Below are 17620 nucleotides of genomic sequence, written 5' to 3' on the forward strand. Positions count from 1 at the left end.
GTTTGCTCTGATACAGGTCGCAATCTTGGCAGACCTTGGGCAACATTTCTCGTAGATGCTTACTCACGGCGATTGCTGGCAGTTTACCTAACGTTTGACTCACCCTCATATCGTTCTTGCTTAATGGTGCTAAGAATTTGTGTCAAGCGTCACGGCAGGCTTCCCCAAATTGTAGTGGTAGATAACGGTGCAGAGTTTCACAGCGTTTATTTTGAAACACTACTAGCTACTTTTGAATGTACAAAAAAGCAAAGACCCCCAGCCAAAGCTCGTTTTGGTTCGGTTTGCGAACGCCTATTTGGAACTGCCAATACTGAATTTGTTTATAACTTACGCGCTAATACACAAATAACTCGTAACGTCCGCCAAGTCACCAAGTCAGTTAACCCTAAAAATCTAGCTGTATGGACACTTGGTTTACTTTATGAATATCTTTGTGCTTGGGCTTACGAAGTTTATGATACAGACGAACACCCGGCATTTTTCCAGAGTCCGAGGGATGCGTTTGCTGCGGGTATGGCGATTGGAGGCAGTCGGGTTCACCGGATGATTCCTTACGATGAAAACTTTCAGATTCTTACCCTACCTACAACCTCAGAGAGGAAAGCAAAAGTTCAAGTTGGACGCGGCGTAAAAATTAACTACATCTACTACTGGTCTAATAGTTTCTGCGACCCCCAAATTGAAAATACCTCTGTGCAGATAAGATACGACCCGTTTAATATTGGTATCGCTTACGCCTTTGTTCGAGGACAGTGGGTACAGTGTATCTCTCAATATTATGCAGAACTCCAAGGCCGTTCAGAAAAAGAACTAAAGTTAGCTAGTATCGAGTTACGTAAACGCTCTTCAAATCATGCACAACAATCTAAAGTTTCGGCTAAGAATTTAGCAGAATTTTTAGCATCGGTAGAAGCTCAAGAAGCTCTATTAGAACAGCGTTCCTATGATGCAGAAGTTAAGGAAGTCTTCAGAGTAATTGAGGGCGGAATAGCGGCAACAAGCCGTAACGAACAACCAAAACTTATTCAAGTTCCTTTTAGCAATACCGATTCTCAAGCGGATGAAGATGAAGCGATCGTCCCAGAGACACTTGTAGTTTACGAGGAGTTTTCATTATGACACAAACTACTGGATTTCCGCTTGAACTCCTCAAACAACCTGCTTCAGAAAGGCTGGCACACTTTGAGAATTACACCGCAGGACATCCTCGACTTCAAGAAGTCGCTGAAATTCTTATGCGAACAATTGCCGAACCCGCAGGAGCTTCATTTATCTTTGTTTATGGCCCTAGCGGTATCGGTAAAACAACTTTGCGACTCCGCGCTGAAAAGAAATTAACAGAACTAGCATTACCTAAACTGGAAAGCGATCGCGCTCATGTTCCTGTTATTGGTATTGAAGCTATAGCCCCAGAATCGAGATACTTCAACTGGAAAGAATACTACACACGCGCCTTAATTGCCTTGGAAGAACCATTAATCGATCACAAGTTTGATTACGGTGTGCGTGGTATCTCTCGCAATAATTTTGGCAAAATTAATGTTGAGTCGAAAGTAGTTGCACCTGCTCTACGCAGAGCTTTAGAAAATGCTCTCATCCATCGTCATCCAGACGTATTTTTTGTAGATGAAGCACAACATTTTGGTAAGGTAGCAAGCGGATACAAGCTACAAGATCAATTAGACTGTCTCAAATCTTTAGCAAATATGACAGGCATCTTGCACTGTCTATTAGGAACATACGAACTACTGACATTCCGTAACTTGAGCGGTCAACTCTCACGTCGTAGTGTAGATATTCATTTCCGGCGTTATTGTGCTGACAATCGAGAGGATGTAGAAGCTTTCAAAAGTGTATTATTAACTTTCTCGCAGAAGATGCCACTTGCAGAAGCTCCAGATTTAGTTAGTCATTGGGAATATTTTTACGAACGTACTTTAGGATGTGTTGGTATCCTCAAAAACTGGCTCACACGCGCTCTCAAAGATGCTTTAGCAGAAGGGGCTAATACTGTCACGATCAAGCATCTAGAGCAACGTGCTTGGTCAATAGCTCAATGTAAAGGGATGTTGGTAGAAATTAAAGAAGGCGAAAACAAGTTATTAGAAACCAAAGCTCACCGAAATGAATTAAGAGAAGCTTTGGGATTAAAAGAAGAACCAGACCAAAATTCAGATATGTCCACCTTGGCTCAACCAGACATTGCTAAATCACCGAGCCAGAAAGCAGGCAAACGTAAACCAAAACGAGATACCATTGGAATTAACCAAAATGCTGGCTGAAGAACTAAATATATACGATTGTTGGAATTTAAAAAAGCCATTAATTCCACAACGTAGTCGTCTCTATCAACCTCAACCTGTAGGTCTTGGTACACCTTACATAGAGAGTTTAACAGGTTATATCGCACGGATAGCAGAGTTGCATGGAGTTCTTCCAGGGGTCTTGATGACTAGAGAAATTGCTCCCCTGGTTAATAAACTATATTTCCAGAATGGAGCTAATCGAGGTTTTCGTGAAATCTTTAACCGTAGTCAAGCATTAAACGGTATGGGAGAGATGGCAGCAGATTTAGTTCAAGTGTTGCAAAAATTGACGCTTAGAGATGACTTGCGTTTTTTAACCATGCTGTTTTGGTCTGACATTTTGACTCCGCGCAATTTATTTCGTACCAGAAAAGCTTGGTGTCCAATTTGTTATCAAGAGCGGCATCAAAATGGGCAGGTAGTTTATGAGCAATTGCTTTGGGCAATCAAGCTAATTACAATTTGCCCTCAACATCAAAAACCCTTGGTTGATTTTTGCCCTCACTGTAATCATGAATCACCTTTGTTAAACTGGCGCTCAAGACCTGGTTACTGTTCAAAGTGTGGAGAGTGGTTAGGCGCAAATCAATGCCTTAAGACATTTACAGATGGTGAAGCATCAATAAAATTAGAGTTGGAGTGGCAGTCTTGGACTGCTAATGTTGTAGGAGAGTTAATTTTAGCTGCTCAATGCTTTGAATCTGCCCCATCAAAAGAAAATATTACAAAATCATTAAATATAGTTATTGATAAAGTTGCAGAAAATAATGCAGCTGCATTTTCTCGTATTATTGGAGTACCAAAAAATAGTTTGTGGATGTGGCAGTCTACTAAAACCTTGCCAGAGCTAAATATACTTCTGAAGATTTGTTACGGATTAGAGATATCGTTGGTAGAATTTCTTACCCCAAAAAATCTAATCACTAAATCTTTTACAAAAATCTCGCAGAAGCACCTCCAACTTTCTCGCACACCAAGGGTATCTCCAAAATCTTTCGACCAATATCAAGTAAAAGATGCTTTATTAGCAATACTTGCAGGTAATGAAGAACCACCACCAACAATGGAAGAAGTTGGAAAGCGTTTAGGTCATCACAACAGAACTATTTCTAGACACTTTCCAGATTTGTGTAGTGCTATTTCTGCTAAATGTCGTAATTACAATAAAGCTTGCCGTCTCAAAAGCATAGAAAAACTTTGCAGCGAAGTTAGAGAGATTGTCCTTAGCCTTAATGCTCAGGGTGTGTATCCCACAGAAGGTCGTGTTTGTGAATTAATGCCAAATCCGGGGTGTTTTAGATATAAACAAGTCCGCGCTGCTTTTAATGATGCACGACGTGACTTTGTTTTGTAAGCTGTTATAGTTTTACCTATAACAGCTTACAAAACTGGAACCATAACCTTGCCACCCTTTATTGGAAGCATAAGCTTGCCGTTGCGGCAAAGTTATGGGTAAAGTCACAATATAATGTGCGAATGTACAACTTTTTTTAGTGGGCAGTACCAGACTCGAACTGATGACATCCTGCTTGTAAGGCAGGCGCTCTACCAACTGAGCTAACCGCCCTTTTGACTAATCCTTAATTAATATAACAGACTATTTTGCATTGCGCTAGTAGTTTTGGGAAAATCTTTTTTCTCTTATACTGGCTCAGTATTAAGTTATTCAGCACGGGCTAAAGCCCCGCTATCGCTAACAGGAATTAGGATGCCCTCTGGTCGAACGCACGATCGCATTACTATGTATGCTCTGCCATTAGTGGCGGGCGTTACTTTGTGGCAGACTCGCAGCAGCAATGCAACTTTGTTGGTTGCAGGCGGGTTTCTATTTGGAGGGCTGATGTTTGGCCCGGATTTAGATATCTATTCTGTGCAATTTCAACGCTGGGGTTTCTTGCGTTGGATTTGGCTACCTTATCAAAAAAGTCTGCGGCATCGTTCTTTTTTATCTCACGGGCCGATTATTGGCACAATTTTGCGGATACTTTATCTAGGGTGTTTGCTAGCTATCTTGGCAATTTTGGTTTTGACGATCGCCCAAAGGTTATGGAATCTGAGTTTTACTTGGCAAGACTTGGGACAAAGTGTGGTGCGATCGCTGGTAAATTACAATACTGAATATATTGCCCTATTTTTGGGGTTGGAACTCGGTGCAATGAGTCATTCTCTTAGCGATTGGAGTGGTTCGGCATACAAGCGCTTTCAAAAACAAGGGGTTCGGGGGTTGCTTCCTAGTAGCAAAGTAAAGAAGCGTAAAGTTACAATTCGCGGTAATCATCGAGCTACAGTTAGCAGAAAGAGCAACAAAGGACAAAGGACAAAGGACAAATGACAAATGACAAAGTTGATACTTTGGCGGCGTTGCAAGAATTGATTGAGATTGTAGCAAAATTGCGATCGCCTGATGGTGGTTGTCCGTGGGATTTGGCGCAAACTGCCGAAACGCTTACCCCTTATGTGATTGAAGAAGCTTATGAGGTGGTGGACGCAATTAAGAATGGGGATAAAAATGCGATCGCAGAAGAATTAGGCGATTTATTATTACAGGTAGTATTGCAAGCCCAAATAGCTAGCGAATCTGGGCAATTTTCTCTCAAAGAAATAACTCAGGGGATTTCCCAAAAGTTGATTCGCCGTCATCCTCATGTGTTTGGTGATGTGTCGGTAGCCAGTGTGGACGAGGTGCGGCAAAATTGGGAACAAATTAAAGCGGAGGAAAAAGGTGAAGCATCCCCAGAGGCGCAAAAACTTAGTGCTAAACTCGGTCGTTATGGGCGTACTCTTCCCCCGTTGACAGCAGCAATGAAGATTTCTCAAAAGGCTGCGGCCATTGGGTTTGAATGGGAAAATATTCAGGGCGTTTGGGATAAGTTTCATGAAGAATTAGGGGAGTTTCAACACGCTTTAGCTGAGGAAACACCTGAACGACAACAAGCAGAATTAGGCGATTTACTGTTTGCTGTTATTCAACTAGCGCGTTGGCATAATCTTGATCCCAGCGCTGGTTTGCAAGGCACTAATCAGCGATTTGTGCAGCGATTAGCAAAAATGGAGGCAGTTGTCGATCGCCCCCTTTCTGATTACAGTTTGGATGAGTTAGAAACTCTTTGGCAACAGGCAAAAGCTCAACTTGCTCAAGATTCTTTAGGAGAGAACCACTTATCATATAACGATTGATAAGTACCATTTTCTCTAAGATTTAGCAGGGCCTGATTAATTGGTTTGCGGTAAGGACTATTGTTAGGCAGTATGATTCCATAGCTTTCTTCACGTAAGATACTGCCAACAATCTGTACCTTTCCTTTACCTTCATTGGCAACATAAAAAAGCAGTACGGGTGCATCAAACACCACAGCATCAGCTTTTTTTGTTTGCAGAGCATTATAAGCTTCTTCGATCTTGTTAACTTCTAGAACTGAAATACGATGTTCTCGCAGGTATGTAGCTGCTGTACTACCCGCAGTTGTGGCCACTACCTTACCGGGTAAATCATCTACACTTCTGATATCGCCCTGAAGTTGTTGTACTGTCAATGAGGTAGTAGCGCTAGCTGTAAAATAGGCGGCAAAAAGTACTCCGATGAACATCCAGACAATACCTACTAGCCTTCCTACTACTCCCTTGGGCATTTCATCAGCTTGGGTTGCTAATGTAGCGGCTGACCACCAACAGGCTTTGAAAATGCCAGGAAAGTATGATTGCGGAATCATCCCATCTTTGTGATTGCGTTCAGATAACCAAATAATGTGGGCTGCTACGACAATTAGGACTAGGGCAACGCCTATTACCTGCAAGAGGCTAGTAGAAAAAAACAATTGGAAAATATTTGGAAACGTACTGTTGTTGCTCTCTGGGTTTCGTACCATAATTTGCAGTCCCCCAGTGAAAATGGGTAATGAGAAATCAAAATTTTCCTGGCGTTCGGCTGTAATCGAGATTGCTGCAATCCCTAAATTGGCTTTGTTGTCCTTAATAGCAGAAATCAGTTCCGGTACACTGGAATATTCCATAAATTTTGACTCTGCACCGATTTGGGTAGCGATGCTACGCCAGAGGTCGATACTGAACCCCGATAGCTCACCTTTGTTTGATAGTACAAAGGGCGGTATAACTCGTGTAGCTACTAATAACGATTGTTGAAGTTTTGGGGATTGTTGGGGTTCTGGTTTTTGGGCTAGTCCTGGGGATGCGATTAATAACAATGCCAGAATTCCACCTGCTAATCCTACGCAGGTATACAGAACTATGGAACGCCTGGTTTTATTTTTGCGGTTATGCCTGTCAAAATAACCAATCGGGTTTTTTCTTGCAGCTATAAGTTGGCGAAATTTAGTAGCGATCGCATTTATTCTCAGAATCATCTTAGGGTTCTATGCAAAATATATTTATGATGCCCACCCCAAATCAAATATCACGTTTACCATAACCCTAAAACTGAAACCTACATCAGATAAAGTTTCACAGGATAACTTGGCCTGTCCTGATACTACTGCTGTAACCATCAGGCCCCTCTTTAGCTAGAAAAAACTTGCTTAAATCTACCTATTATGTTTTTAGCCGCACAGCACTCTAGGTAGATGTATTTATCAATCGACCATCCTAGCATAGTAACGAGAGGTTAATGATAAGACAAACCTCTATCTTTTGAGCAATAGTTTTGAGTTCAGCTTTTAGCGTACAGTTGGATTTATTCTTGCTTGATGTTTACTGTCAGGTGCGCTTCTTAGTGGTAGCAAAGTGAGCAACATGAATGTAGACGGTTTTAGTAAGCAAATAGAGACGTTACGCTCACAAGTGACGAGATTATTGCAAAGTCCTGTGAGTGAGCCGTACTTACAACAAGAGCTGACAACAGAAGCTTTTGAAGAACTTCAAATCGCTTTAGAAGAACTTCAAATTGCCTCTGAGGAACTACAAGCAACACGGATGGCAGTAGAGAACGAGCGTCAGCGCTACCAAGAATTATTTGATTTTGCACCTGATGGTTATTTAGTGACTGATATTTATGGCACTATTCTTGAAGCGAATCAGGCTAGTACTATCTTACTCAATATATCACAGCGATTTTTGATTCGTAAACCGTTGGTTAGTTTTATTGGACAATCAGATCATCAAGCTTTTTTTAATTACCTAACTCAGTTGAAGCATCTCGACCGGGGCGGAGAATGGGAAGTGTGTTTACAACCACGGGAAAAAGTTTGTTTTGATGTTGCTTTGACTGTAGTTACTGTCCGTAATGAGGCAGGGAAGCCAGTTGCTCTGCGCTGGCTAATGCGTGATATTACTAAGCGTAGGTGCTTAGAGTTAGAGCGTGAGCAGTTATTTGTTCGTGAGCAAGCCGCCCGGATTGCAGCCGAAGCCGCAGAGAGGCGCTCTAATTTTTTGGCTGAAGCAAGCAGTGTACTAGCATCTTCTTTAGACTACCGCAATACTCTAACTAGCGTCGCCCACTTAGCAGTGCCTACTCTCGCCAATTGGTGTATTGTAGATGTCGTTGAAAATAATTCGGCAGCTTTCAGTAACCCAGTCATTGCTGCATCTGAACCGCAGAAAGAAACACTAATTCGAGAATTCCGACAACGCTATCCAATTCATCTGGATGCTGATTATGGACTACCGAAAGTTCTACGGACTGGTAAGCCAGAACTGGTTACAAACATTCTTGAGTCTCTGCCACAAAAAAATTTATGGAACGAGGAATATCTTAATTTACTGCAAGTTAAGTCTTATATGATCGTGCCATTAGTGGTGCGTAAACGCAAGCTAGGGACAATTGTATTTGCCTCTGCACAATTAGGACGCTATTACACTACTGTAGACCTAGCAATGGCTGAAGAACTTGCCCAACGCGCAGCGTCTGCTATTGAAAATGCCCAGCTTTATCGGCAAGCTCAAGAAGCTAACCGACTTAAAGACGAATTTTTAGCGATCGTCTCTCACGAACTTCGTACACCTCTCAACTCTATGTTGGGTTGGGTTCAAATCATCCGCCATCGAAAATTGGATGAGGCAATTATTTCTAAAGCACTGGCGACAATCGAGCGAAATGCAAAACTTCAGAGCAAACTGATTGAAGATATTCTCGATATTTCACGCATTGTACAAGGTAAAATCCGCCTAAATATTCGTAAAGTTGATCTTGTAATTGTAATTAACGCAGCGATTGAGGCTATATATCCCACATCTGAGATTAAAGAGATTCAAGTTGAGTCTAAGCTTGACTCGTCAGTAGGTGAGATTATAGGTGATGCAGAACGCCTTCAGCAAGTAGTCTGGAATTTGCTCTCTAATGCTGTCAAGTTCACACCTAGCGGAGGGCGAGTTGAAGTGTGTCTGGAGCAGGTAAACTCAAATGCTCAGATAACTGTCTCTGATACAGGTAAGGGAATTGGTGCTGATTTTCTACCTTATATATTTGAACGCTTCCGTCAAGCTGATAGCACAACTACTAGAGCAGATGATGGTTTGGGGCTAGGACTGGCAATTGTACACCACTTAGTAGAAATGCACTCAGGCAGAGTTTATGCAGTTAGTGAAGGGGAAGGACGGGGAGCAACATTTAAAGTGCTGTTACCTTTAATAAAATCGCAACCAGAGCATTTAATTAAAAAGGGTCAAGAAAAAGTCAATAACCTCTTAGTGCTTGATGGCTTGCGAATACTTCTTGTAGATGATAATACTGATACTCGTGAGTTAATTGCCTTTGTTCTTGAAGAGTCAGGAGCGCAGGTGACATCGGTTAGCTCAGTAGGTGAAGCCCTGGAAGCGCTAATTCGATTAAGACCCAATATTTTAGTAAGTGATATTGGAATGCCAGATGAAGACGGTTATTCGCTGATTCGCCAAGTGCGATCGCACGAAGCTCTTTCTGGGGAAAAAATTCCAGCTGTAGCACTAACGGCATTTGCTAGAGATGAAGAATGCAAGCTAGCTCTGGAAGCTGGATTTCAGCTTCATCTATCCAAGCCAATCGAGCCAGATAAGTTGGTGAGAGAAGTAGCGAACTTAGCCAAAGGCAGATAACAAGTTTTAATGTTGTTCAATCAGCAATTGCGTGGGTGTAGCTAGTCGTAATCGCCATACTCCATATTCTGAGTCGAATTGGAAATAAACTTCCCGTACAGAGGATTGCAAAAGTATTTACTTAGCGTCGCCCCAACTGTCTAAAATAAGACAGCATATCAAAACCTTTTAACTTTCTTAATTACGAATTACGAATTACGAACTACGAATTAATATGTCTCTTGCTCCTTGGCGAAGTGCGATCGCTCATGCACTCCATCGCAACCGCAGCCTTGTTTATGCCCGTTACCTCCAACTAGCAACAATGCAGCCCAATGGTCGCCCCGCTAATCGTACCCTAGTCTTTCGCGGCTTTCTAGAAGATACAAATCAGCTAAAATTTATCACCGATACCCGTAGCGCTAAAGCCGACCAGATACAGCAACAACCCTGGGCAGAAGTTTGCTGGTACTTGCCCAATACACGAGAACAATTCCGCATTAATGGCGATTTGACTCTGGTAAGCGGTGATGATTTTCATCAGGATTTACAACCAGCCCGGATCGCAATGTGGCAAGAATTAAGTGATGCGGCGCGTTTACAGTTTGCTTGGCCCCATCCTGGTAAATCCAGAATCCAAGAATTAGGAGCTTTTGAGCCACCAGCCCCCGATCCTATTAAGCCAGTACCTAATTTTTGTCTACTGCTACTCGATCCGATGCAAGTAGACCATTTAGAATTACGCGGCGAACCACAAAATCGATGGCTTTACTGCCGTAATGACCAGCAAAAGTGGTCTAGTGAAGCGATTAATCCGTGATTTGGTCAAGAGTCAAAAGATTGACCCTTAACCCTTAACCTTTAACTAAATGCCAGCACCATCTAGAAATTGCTGGATAGTCTTATCTTTGAGGTTGCACCAGCGAGTATCGTGGGTTGGCTCATCCTCTTTGGCGGCTAAACAACCCACTAAAACAGGAGTTTTTTCTGAAGAATTGTTGCGCTGAAGAGTTTGTATTTGTTCTTCCAACGCCTCAATTCTGTCAACTAAAGCACGAATTACTTGAGCTTCTGAATCTGGTAAGTTATTGTGTTCAAGAGGTGAAACCCGAACTCCAGAACGATACATAATGCGCCCAGGTACGCCTACCACAGTGCAGTCTGAAGGAACATCCCTTAGAACAACAGATCCAGCGCCAATACGAACATTATTACCAATTTGGATATTGCCCAGTACCTTAGCTCCAGCCCCAACTACGACATTTTCACCTACAGTTGGATGGCGCTTACCACATTCTTTACCAGTACCTCCAAGGGTGACACCTTGATAAATTAGGGCATAATCTCCCACGATCGCAGTTTCACCAATTACTACACCCATTCCGTGGTCAATAAACACACTTTTTCCAATTGCTGCGCCAGGGTGGATTTCAATTCCAGTCAAAAACCGAGCCAAGTGAGAAATCAGGCGAGGAATAAAGGGAAGACCGACAGTATACAGCCAGTGAGCCAGCCTATGGAATAGCAGGGCTTGCAAACCAGGGTAACAAAATAAAACTTCCAACCAGTTACGAGCAGCTGGGTCACGTTCAAATATGATACGAAAGTCAGCACGCAGTATAGATAGCACGAGATAGCACCCTCGGAAAGCACAACAAGCTACTCTCCCATATTATCCTTTCAGGTGTTAGACGTAAAAATTGGGAATTGGGAATTGGGCATGAATTCTTCCCAATACACAATACCTAACTCCTAACTCCCCACTTCACTGCTGTTCTACTGTCAGAGTGTAATCGCGCTTGTTGCCAGAATTAAATGTACCTACCCAAATCCGATAAGTGCCACTTTTCCAGTTGCGATCGCTAACGCTAGCATCTTTTCTTTTGCCAGTGTCATCGCCGCAACGAATCATATTTTGATCTGGCCCTTGAATCAGTAGAGTGGTGTCAGTATTGTTGCTATCAACTTGGATGGTTAGCTGGGAAAAATCCTTTTCCAAAACCATAATGTGATCTGGATTAGGATCGGCAAAACCAATACAGGCTTTTTGATTGCGATCGCGGTTACTGATGGCAGACAATGAATAAGAGCCACCTGTAAATCCCTGCACTGTTCCTTGTGGTGGCTGAAAGTTTGTTGATAATCTAAAAGTGCCAAAATTGGCTGTTTGTGCGATTACAGGAGTAGCTGTTATGGTGGCAAGTATAGCCAACAACCAGCCACCGCTAAACTGAAGTCGGGGGCGACAGTATTTCATAGTAGCCCTCCAACAGGCTGTTAAATTAGTGATGATATATACATATTCTAATAAAAAAAATCCAGTGAAATTTCCGTTGGTTGTGCCACATTAAAATGTGCCACAATCGAAGGTTTTTAAAGTAAACAGCTAATTGCTAGGCTGCCATTGATATCAACAGCAACTACAATTCCTCAATTTTTAATTTGGATGTGATTACGCAGGGTTTTCTTTAGGAGAGAAAACCCTTGATGGATGATTTAAATAGTAATACCAATTTGAAAAAAGAATGCGACAGATGGGTAGGGACACAACATTGTTGTGCCCTTACGAATAATTGATGTGTCGCTTGGTATAAATATTACAAGATATCAAAAGGCAGAAGGTTAAATAATTTTGAACCTTCTGCATTTGGGTGCATCCCAGTTTTTATTTTGCCCTGACAAAATAACAGGACTTACGCAAAATAATGGAAAAACGAACCGCAAAGGCGCAAAGGACACGAAGGAATGAGAGTTTCAGAGAGTTATTGCGTAAGTCCTAAATAACTGTCATTGCGTTCGCGCAGGGTCTCGTAGAGAGGAGGAACGACGAAGCAATCGCATGAGCTAACTCTTTGTTAGAGATTTTGCGATTGCTTTGCTTCGCTCGCAATGACATACAAAAAAGTGGGATGCTCCCTCCGCACATGAGATTGCGTTAAAATCTCAGGAATTCTTGAGTTGGAAGAAAACGCCACCTTTGAGCGATCGCGTGTCAGTTCCATAACTGCTGACTGTAAGCGATCGCAAATTATCAAAAAATGGTTTCCCTAAAACTTCCGCTAGCTTGAGAATCGGTACTTGACGCTCTAACAAATTCTGGCTCTTTGTCCAGTCAAGATATATATAGCCTTGGTTTGGTAGGGGAATCGTAGCAATACTATCTTGGAAATTGGGATTATCAATTAAGGAATTATCCTTAATTGTGAGAATTTCATTCATCGTTTCCAAGTCAGAAGTGAAAATTTCGTAATTTCCTAAATTTGTATGCAATCCCCGCACTTTTGTTTCAATGCTGAAAGATGCTCCCTCTTTAGCATCATTTTTTTTAGTAGCCGTAGTTAACTCTGTCCAAGCAGAGATTTTTTGCTGATCTATAGTCAGGGGATTAATGCTGAGTCCATTGGATGATGCGATCGCATCTAATCGAGCAATACCTGGTTCTACACTCTCAGATTTTTCCACTACAAAAATCCAATGAGGAGTTGTTTCATCTTGCTTAGGTAACAATGCGATCGCATATTCTCCTTGTATCCAACTGAAAATATCCTCTGGTAAGTTTATTCCCCAGCGTTTTTGAACATCTACTAAAGGTTTGGCTAATCGAGAAACCACATCTTCCCCAGAACCATATATAGTAGCTGTTGCTTGTCTCCAGAGTTTGGCTAAATCGCTGTCAGCCAAATTGCTCAAATTTGAGCCGGAAATTGCCAAACCTGCGGATGCTGGAACATACTGCAATGCTCCCACAGGTTTAGATAGTGGTGCAGATGGAGTGAGAATTTCTGATGAAGTCAAAAATGTTGTTTCAGCTACCAACCCTTTGGGATTCAACGCCAGAGAAATAATCTCACTGTTATAAAGTTGTTCTGACAATTCCAAGCCTTGCCATTTTGCCACAACAGGAAGATTCAAGAACGCTACAGCTAAACCCCCTTTGGGTAGTTCTTTTGTAGCTTTTTGGTATTCGGGGGAGCTAGTCAAATTCAAATCCGGCGCTTGGACGTTATTGATCGCATCTTTCAACACTTTCGGATCGTTGGCAAACAATACAAAGCCTTCACCAACAACTGCACCTGAAAGTAAATCCTTCTCTGGTTGAGAATTGTCAGTAATCAGTTTTACGCCTTTATATTGTTCAACAGCTAAGGTTGCTCCAGATAAAGCTCGTTTAGAAAACAACAACTCGACAAACTCGCGGCTTTTCTCCGGTTGCTTGGTTGCTAATGCTAACAGATACCCTGGTTGCTGGCCGTTTTCCGAGTCTCGATCAATATCTAAGGTGGTGATAGCTAATGTAATTTCATTCCCTAACCAGGGTTGAACGTCTTGTTTATAATCTATGCCACTCTTGGCAAATAAACTGGTTTTGAGTTTAGATAGTTCCTCTTCGCGTTCCAACGCCTGCAACCGGTCGGGATTCGTTAGCAATGAAACCATTGCTGGGGAAAGTTTTGATACGAATATGGCTGCACCAGGCTCAGAGGTAGAAGCAATCAGGTTAGCCGGACTTTTGGCGAAAAACCAGTAAAAGCCAGCGATCGCAATTAGCAGTGCGATCGCACCTGCTACGATAAAACCAATCAATGAACGTTGACTATTCACATTAAACCTTTAAAAAAGACGGTTTACAGCCATTTAAGCAGAAAGCCTAGCAGAATTTATCAGCCTTCTTGAGAATGGATACTCATGCAAAGGCAGAGATTTTCTGTCACCATAAATAAGATTAGGACTGTTTATAGGGAATTCTTTTAGTCAACCCATGAACCAGATTAGTGTAGAAGAACTGGCACAACGTCTATCCTCTGGTGATGGAAGTATACAGCTAGTGGATGTCCGAGAACCAGAAGAATTGGCGATCGCTAGCATTGAAGGTTTTGTAAACCTACCCTTAAGTCAATTTACCGAATGGGGAGATGAAGTACCTACCCTCTTCAATCCCCAAGCTGAAACCCTTGTTTTATGCCATCACGGTATTCGCTCTGCCCAGATGTGCCAGTGGTTAATTGCTCAAGGTTTTACAAATGTGCAAAATATTTCGGGTGGTATTGATGCTTACTCTGTCTTAGTAGACCATTCAATTCCTCAGTATTAGCTTGCGTTTAGGTGCATTACTCAGATGGAACTCAATTCCATCTGGCTTTTGCTATTGTGAAAATAGCACCAAATTAGTTTAGGCACTCGCCAGAAAAGTTTGTAACTTTCTCCACTAGCTACATAACTTATCGAACTTTTCGACCCCAATCTTAGCTGCAATAGCCGCAAAAATACGTATACAACAATACTTTTATCAGTGTAGAATCATGCAAAAATAAGACGAAAAAGGATGTTGTAAATTCAAACTCTCAGCTTGTGATGCAAAGCCTAGATTCTATTTAGAGCGCACTTTTAAAGAATTACATGAACCTTAAAATTAATTGTCACAATAAAATTGTATAATTTGTTATCTTAATAAATTATTAATATTCTTTTTTTCAATCAAATCCAGGAATTTTTCCAGACTTTGATTAAAATTTGCCTCTAGCAAAACATATCCTATGGAAGTCCAGTTAACAAATCGGCAACAACATATACTTTGGGCAACGGTACGTCACTACATTGCTACGGCAGAGCCTGTTGGTTCAAAGGCTTTGGTCGAGGAGTACGATCTGGGTGTAAGTTCAGCCACAATTCGCAATGTGATGGGCGTTTTAGAAAAATCTGGATTACTCTACCAACCGCACGCTTCTGCTGGACGAGTACCTTCAGATTCAGGCTATCGCATTTATGTTGACCAGCTAATTACACCTTCTCTGCGTTCGCGCAGCGTCCCACAGGGAAGTGGCACGGAAGCTTTAGGGCGAGAAGTAGAAGTAGCACTGCACAAGCATTTTCAGTGGGAAGATCGGAGTTTAGAAACCCTACTGCAAGGAGCCGCACAAATTTTAGCAACCTTGAGTGGTTGTATTAGCTTGATTACGATGCCGCAAACCACAGCAGCGCTATTGCGACATCTGCAATTAGTGCAAATTGAAGCGGGGCGGATCATGTTAATTGTTGTTACCGATGGTTACGAGACACATTCCAAGGTAATGGATTTGTCGCCAATACCAGAGGAAACACAACGGGATGCGGAGGTAATCGATCGCGAGTTGCAAATTGTTTCTAACTTTTTGAATACTCACTTGCGGGGGCGAAGTCTGTTGGAACTAGCCAACCTCGACTGGAGCGAACTAGATCAGGAGTTCCAACGCTACGGGGAATTCTTAAAAATTTCAGTTGCCGAATTGACTCGTCGTACTCATGCGCCGACTGCAACACAAATTATGGTTAGGGGTGTGTCAGAAGTTTTGCGCCAGCCGGAATTTTCCCAATTACAGCAGGTACAAACGATTATCCACCTGCTGGAAGAAGAACAAGACCAACTATGGCGATTAATATTTGAAGAACCAGAGCTTGAGGATGTGGGTAAGTCAAAAGTAACGGTTCGCATTGGTGCAGAAAATCCATTAGAACCGATCCGCACCTGTACTTTAATTTCTTCCAACTATCGCCGAGGTTCAATACCAGTAGGAAGTGTAGGAGTTTTGGGGCCAACGCGCCTAAATTATGAAAGTGCGATCGCAGTTGTAGCATCTGCTGCTGATTACCTCTCAGAAGCCTTCAGTTATTTCAACCCTTAAGGTAAGGTTTAGGGATCAGCTGCTACGAGTTTAGACGAATGAATAATGCGATCGCAGGTAGATAGCCCAATTTGTAGTGGCAAAATTAATAATTAATCCTACTTAAATCTTTCATGGTTAGAAAAATCGCCTTTGGTTTCCTATGGTTAGGATTCACCATCTATGCTTTTTTCCTCGCTCCTCCTGAGCAACCCGGCACATTCGAGTTAATTAAAAACCTTTCTACTGTCCAATGGCAAGGTGTTAACCCGTTAGTGATAGCACTATTCAACCTCATGGGTATCTGGCCTCTCATCTACAGCGCAGTAGTGTTTATTGATGGTAGAGGGCAAAAAATACCTGCTTGGCTATTTACTACTGCCTCTTTCGGAGTCGGCATATTTGCCTTGTTACCCTACTTAACCCTTAGAGAACCAAATAATCAGTTTATTGGTAAAAAAAATATCTTACTCAAGCTGCTAGATTCTCGTGTGACTGGGATTGTGTTGACTGTAGCTACAGTTCTTTTAGTTTCCTACGGTTTAAAAGCAGGAGATTGGGGCAATTTTGTGCAACAGTGGCAAACAAACCGCTTTATCAATGTAATGAGTTTAGATTTTTCCCTACTTAGCCTCTTATTTCCAGCTTTGCTAGGGGATGATATGGCGCGTCGCAGTTGGAAAAATCCACAGATATTCTGGTTAATAGCGTTGATACCGCTATTCGGGCCATTGATTTATTTGTGTGTGCGTCCACCTTTACCAGAAGTGGGCGTAGAGGCGATACCCAGTCAGCAGCCAGCTGCAAATTAAAGTAAAGCTAAGGGCAGCGTTCTACAAAAAGGGGGATTTAGACGCAAAAAATCCGAATTATAAATTAGTAATTATGTTAAATGCACACCATCTAAAGATGATGACTAGAAAAGTTGCATTGTGGTTACTATGGCTTGGATTTATCGCCTATATATTACTATTAGCACCGCCCCTGCATTTACAGCAAACCCTAATCCTGCTGAAAAATATATTTACTCTTCAGTGGCTTGCCATAAATCCAATTATTCTTTCCTTATTTTCTCTAGTGGGCATCTGGCTACTAATTTACAGTGGTCTGTTGTTCATTGATGGCAGAATGCAACGGATTCCTTTTTGGCCTTTTGCCTTGGCATCAGTAGGATCAGGCGTGCTTGGTCTGTTACCATATTTGGCTTTTCGTGAACCAAATCAAGAATTTTCTGGACAAAAGGATACTTTTTTACGGCTGCTGGATTCTCGTTTTTTTGGTATTGCTTTGAGTTTAAGCACTGTTGGCTTGCTGTCCTATGCTTTTGCCTTCGGTGACTGGGGAGATTTTGTGCAACAATTCCAAAGCGATCGCTTTATTAATGGTATGAGCTTGGCATTTTGCCTTTTTTGTCTTCTATTCCCTACAATCCTTAGCGATGATATCGCTCGTCGTCACTGGAATAATCCCCAGGTGTTTTGGCTAGTAGCATTTGTCCCACTACTCGGCCCACTTGTTTATCTTTGCTTGCGCCCGTCCCTACCATCAACTATTCGTGAAGAATGGTTGATGGCTAATCGATAATAAATTTCTTCCTATTTATCACCAAGATTTTATGCCGAAAGGGAGTCTGAAAACTTTAGGGGCAACGCACCTAAAATAATATCCCTC

At 42.0% G+C, this 17620-nt stretch carries 15 protein-coding genes and 1 tRNA gene; 11 read left to right on the forward strand and 5 right to left on the reverse strand.

All coding sequences use genetic code 11. The features are described from left to right. From VB732_RS33095 to VB732_RS33105, 3 genes are all read left to right on the forward strand, one after another. On the forward strand, window positions 1–1122 hold a 1122-nt coding region (locus VB732_RS33095; RefSeq protein WP_323235071.1), incomplete at its 5' end, for a transposase family protein. Further along, window positions 1119–2285, forward strand: a complete 1167-nt coding sequence (locus VB732_RS33100; protein ID WP_323235072.1) for an ATP-binding protein — start codon at window positions 1119–1121, stop codon at window positions 2283–2285. The genes VB732_RS33095 and VB732_RS33100, both read left to right, overlap by 4 nt. Beyond that, complete coding sequence (locus tag VB732_RS33105) at window positions 2275–3663, forward strand: TniQ family protein (protein WP_323235073.1); 1389 nt, start codon at window positions 2275–2277, stop codon at window positions 3661–3663. The genes VB732_RS33100 and VB732_RS33105 overlap by 11 nt, the downstream gene beginning before the upstream one ends. Before the next feature lie 140 nt (window positions 3664–3803). Here the strand turns inward: VB732_RS33105 and VB732_RS33110 are convergent. Then, window positions 3804–3876 (reverse strand) — tRNA-Val (locus VB732_RS33110). 141 nt (window positions 3877–4017) lie between these two features. On the opposite strand from VB732_RS33110, the gene VB732_RS33115 reads away from it, so the two are divergent. Together VB732_RS33115 and mazG are read left to right on the forward strand one after the other, a co-directional pair. Beyond that, on the forward strand, window positions 4018–4641 hold the full coding sequence (locus tag VB732_RS33115; protein WP_323235074.1) for a metal-binding protein: 624 nt from the start codon (window positions 4018–4020) through the stop codon (window positions 4639–4641). Beyond that, complete coding sequence (mazG, locus tag VB732_RS33120) at window positions 4638–5486, forward strand: nucleoside triphosphate pyrophosphohydrolase (protein WP_323235075.1); 849 nt, start codon at window positions 4638–4640, stop codon at window positions 5484–5486. The genes VB732_RS33115 and mazG overlap by 4 nt, the downstream gene beginning before the upstream one ends. Here the strand turns inward: mazG and VB732_RS33125 are convergent. Continuing rightward, window positions 5444–6670 carry a transporter substrate-binding domain-containing protein gene (locus VB732_RS33125; protein ID WP_323235076.1) on the reverse strand — a complete coding sequence of 409 codons (1227 nt, stop codon included), beginning with the start codon at window positions 6668–6670 and terminating at the stop codon, window positions 5444–5446. The two genes, mazG and VB732_RS33125, sit on opposite strands and share 43 nt — an antisense overlap. Window positions 6671–7055: 385 nt before the next feature. Between VB732_RS33125 and VB732_RS33130 the strand changes: the two genes are divergently transcribed. Together VB732_RS33130 and VB732_RS33135 are read left to right on the forward strand one after the other, a co-directional pair. After that, window positions 7056–9332: an ATP-binding protein gene (locus tag VB732_RS33130; protein WP_323235084.1), complete on the forward strand. Its 2277-nt coding sequence runs from the start codon at window positions 7056–7058 to the stop codon at window positions 9330–9332. Between the two features lie 214 nt (window positions 9333–9546). Next, complete coding sequence (locus VB732_RS33135) at window positions 9547–10131, forward strand: Npun_F5749 family FMN-dependent PPOX-type flavoprotein (RefSeq protein WP_323235077.1); 585 nt, start codon at window positions 9547–9549, stop codon at window positions 10129–10131. Between the two features lie 45 nt (window positions 10132–10176). On the opposite strand, the gene cysE is transcribed toward VB732_RS33135, so the two are convergent. The 3 genes from cysE to VB732_RS33150 form a co-directional block, all read right to left on the reverse strand. Continuing rightward, complete coding sequence (gene cysE, locus VB732_RS33140; protein WP_323235078.1) at window positions 10177–10941, reverse strand: serine O-acetyltransferase; 765 nt, start codon at window positions 10939–10941, stop codon at window positions 10177–10179. Window positions 10942–11076: 135 nt separating this feature from the next. After that, window positions 11077–11568 (reverse strand): hypothetical protein, encoded by a 492-nt coding sequence (locus tag VB732_RS33145; protein ID WP_323235079.1) that lies wholly within the window; start codon window positions 11566–11568, stop codon window positions 11077–11079. Between the two features lie 686 nt (window positions 11569–12254). Next, complete coding sequence (locus VB732_RS33150) at window positions 12255–13913, reverse strand: DUF3352 domain-containing protein (RefSeq protein WP_323235080.1); 1659 nt, start codon at window positions 13911–13913, stop codon at window positions 12255–12257. Between the two features lie 157 nt (window positions 13914–14070). On the opposite strand from VB732_RS33150, the gene VB732_RS33155 reads away from it, so the two are divergent. From VB732_RS33155 to VB732_RS33170, 4 genes are all read left to right on the forward strand, one after another. Further along, complete coding sequence (locus VB732_RS33155; RefSeq protein ID WP_323235081.1) at window positions 14071–14403, forward strand: rhodanese-like domain-containing protein; 333 nt, start codon at window positions 14071–14073, stop codon at window positions 14401–14403. Window positions 14404–14845: 442 nt separating this feature from the next. Then, the gene (hrcA, locus tag VB732_RS33160) at window positions 14846–15970 is read left to right on the forward strand and encodes a heat-inducible transcriptional repressor HrcA (protein ID WP_323235082.1); all 1125 of its coding nucleotides are present in this window, start codon (window positions 14846–14848) and stop codon (window positions 15968–15970) included. A gap of 113 nt (window positions 15971–16083) precedes the next feature. Further along, window positions 16084–16761: a DUF2834 domain-containing protein gene (locus VB732_RS33165; protein WP_323235083.1), complete on the forward strand. Its 678-nt coding sequence runs from the start codon at window positions 16084–16086 to the stop codon at window positions 16759–16761. A gap of 100 nt (window positions 16762–16861) precedes the next feature. Further along, window positions 16862–17533, forward strand: coding sequence for a hypothetical protein (locus tag VB732_RS33170; protein ID WP_323235085.1), 672 nt, complete (start codon window positions 16862–16864; stop codon window positions 17531–17533). Window positions 17534–17620 lie beyond the last annotated feature (87 nt).

It is taken from the genome of Nostoc sp. UHCC 0252 (genome assembly GCF_034931145.1).
GTDB lineage: Bacteria > Cyanobacteriota > Cyanobacteriia > Cyanobacteriales > Nostocaceae > Nostoc.

Bases quoted from the DNA above. Each gene is read 5' to 3' on its own strand.
- VB732_RS33100 (WP_323235072.1), top strand. From the start codon at position 1,119: ATGACACAAACTACTGGATTTCCGCTTGAACTCCTCAAACAACCTGCT.
- VB732_RS33105 (WP_323235073.1), top strand. From the start codon at position 2,275: ATGCTGGCTGAAGAACTAAATATATACGATTGTTGGAATTTAAAAAAG.
- VB732_RS33115 (WP_323235074.1), top strand. From the start codon at position 4,018: ATGCCCTCTGGTCGAACGCACGATCGCATTACTATGTATGCTCTGCCA.
- mazG (WP_323235075.1), top strand. From the start codon at position 4,638: ATGACAAATGACAAAGTTGATACTTTGGCGGCGTTGCAAGAATTGATT.
- VB732_RS33125 (WP_323235076.1), bottom strand. From the start codon at position 6,670: ATGATTCTGAGAATAAATGCGATCGCTACTAAATTTCGCCAACTTATA.
- VB732_RS33130 (WP_323235084.1), top strand. From the start codon at position 7,056: ATGAATGTAGACGGTTTTAGTAAGCAAATAGAGACGTTACGCTCACAA.
- VB732_RS33135 (WP_323235077.1), top strand. From the start codon at position 9,547: ATGTCTCTTGCTCCTTGGCGAAGTGCGATCGCTCATGCACTCCATCGC.
- VB732_RS33145 (WP_323235079.1), bottom strand. From the start codon at position 11,568: ATGAAATACTGTCGCCCCCGACTTCAGTTTAGCGGTGGCTGGTTGTTG.
- VB732_RS33155 (WP_323235081.1), top strand. From the start codon at position 14,071: ATGAACCAGATTAGTGTAGAAGAACTGGCACAACGTCTATCCTCTGGT.
- hrcA (WP_323235082.1), top strand. From the start codon at position 14,846: ATGGAAGTCCAGTTAACAAATCGGCAACAACATATACTTTGGGCAACG.
- VB732_RS33165 (WP_323235083.1), top strand. From the start codon at position 16,084: ATGGTTAGAAAAATCGCCTTTGGTTTCCTATGGTTAGGATTCACCATC.
- VB732_RS33170 (WP_323235085.1), top strand. From the start codon at position 16,862: ATGACTAGAAAAGTTGCATTGTGGTTACTATGGCTTGGATTTATCGCC.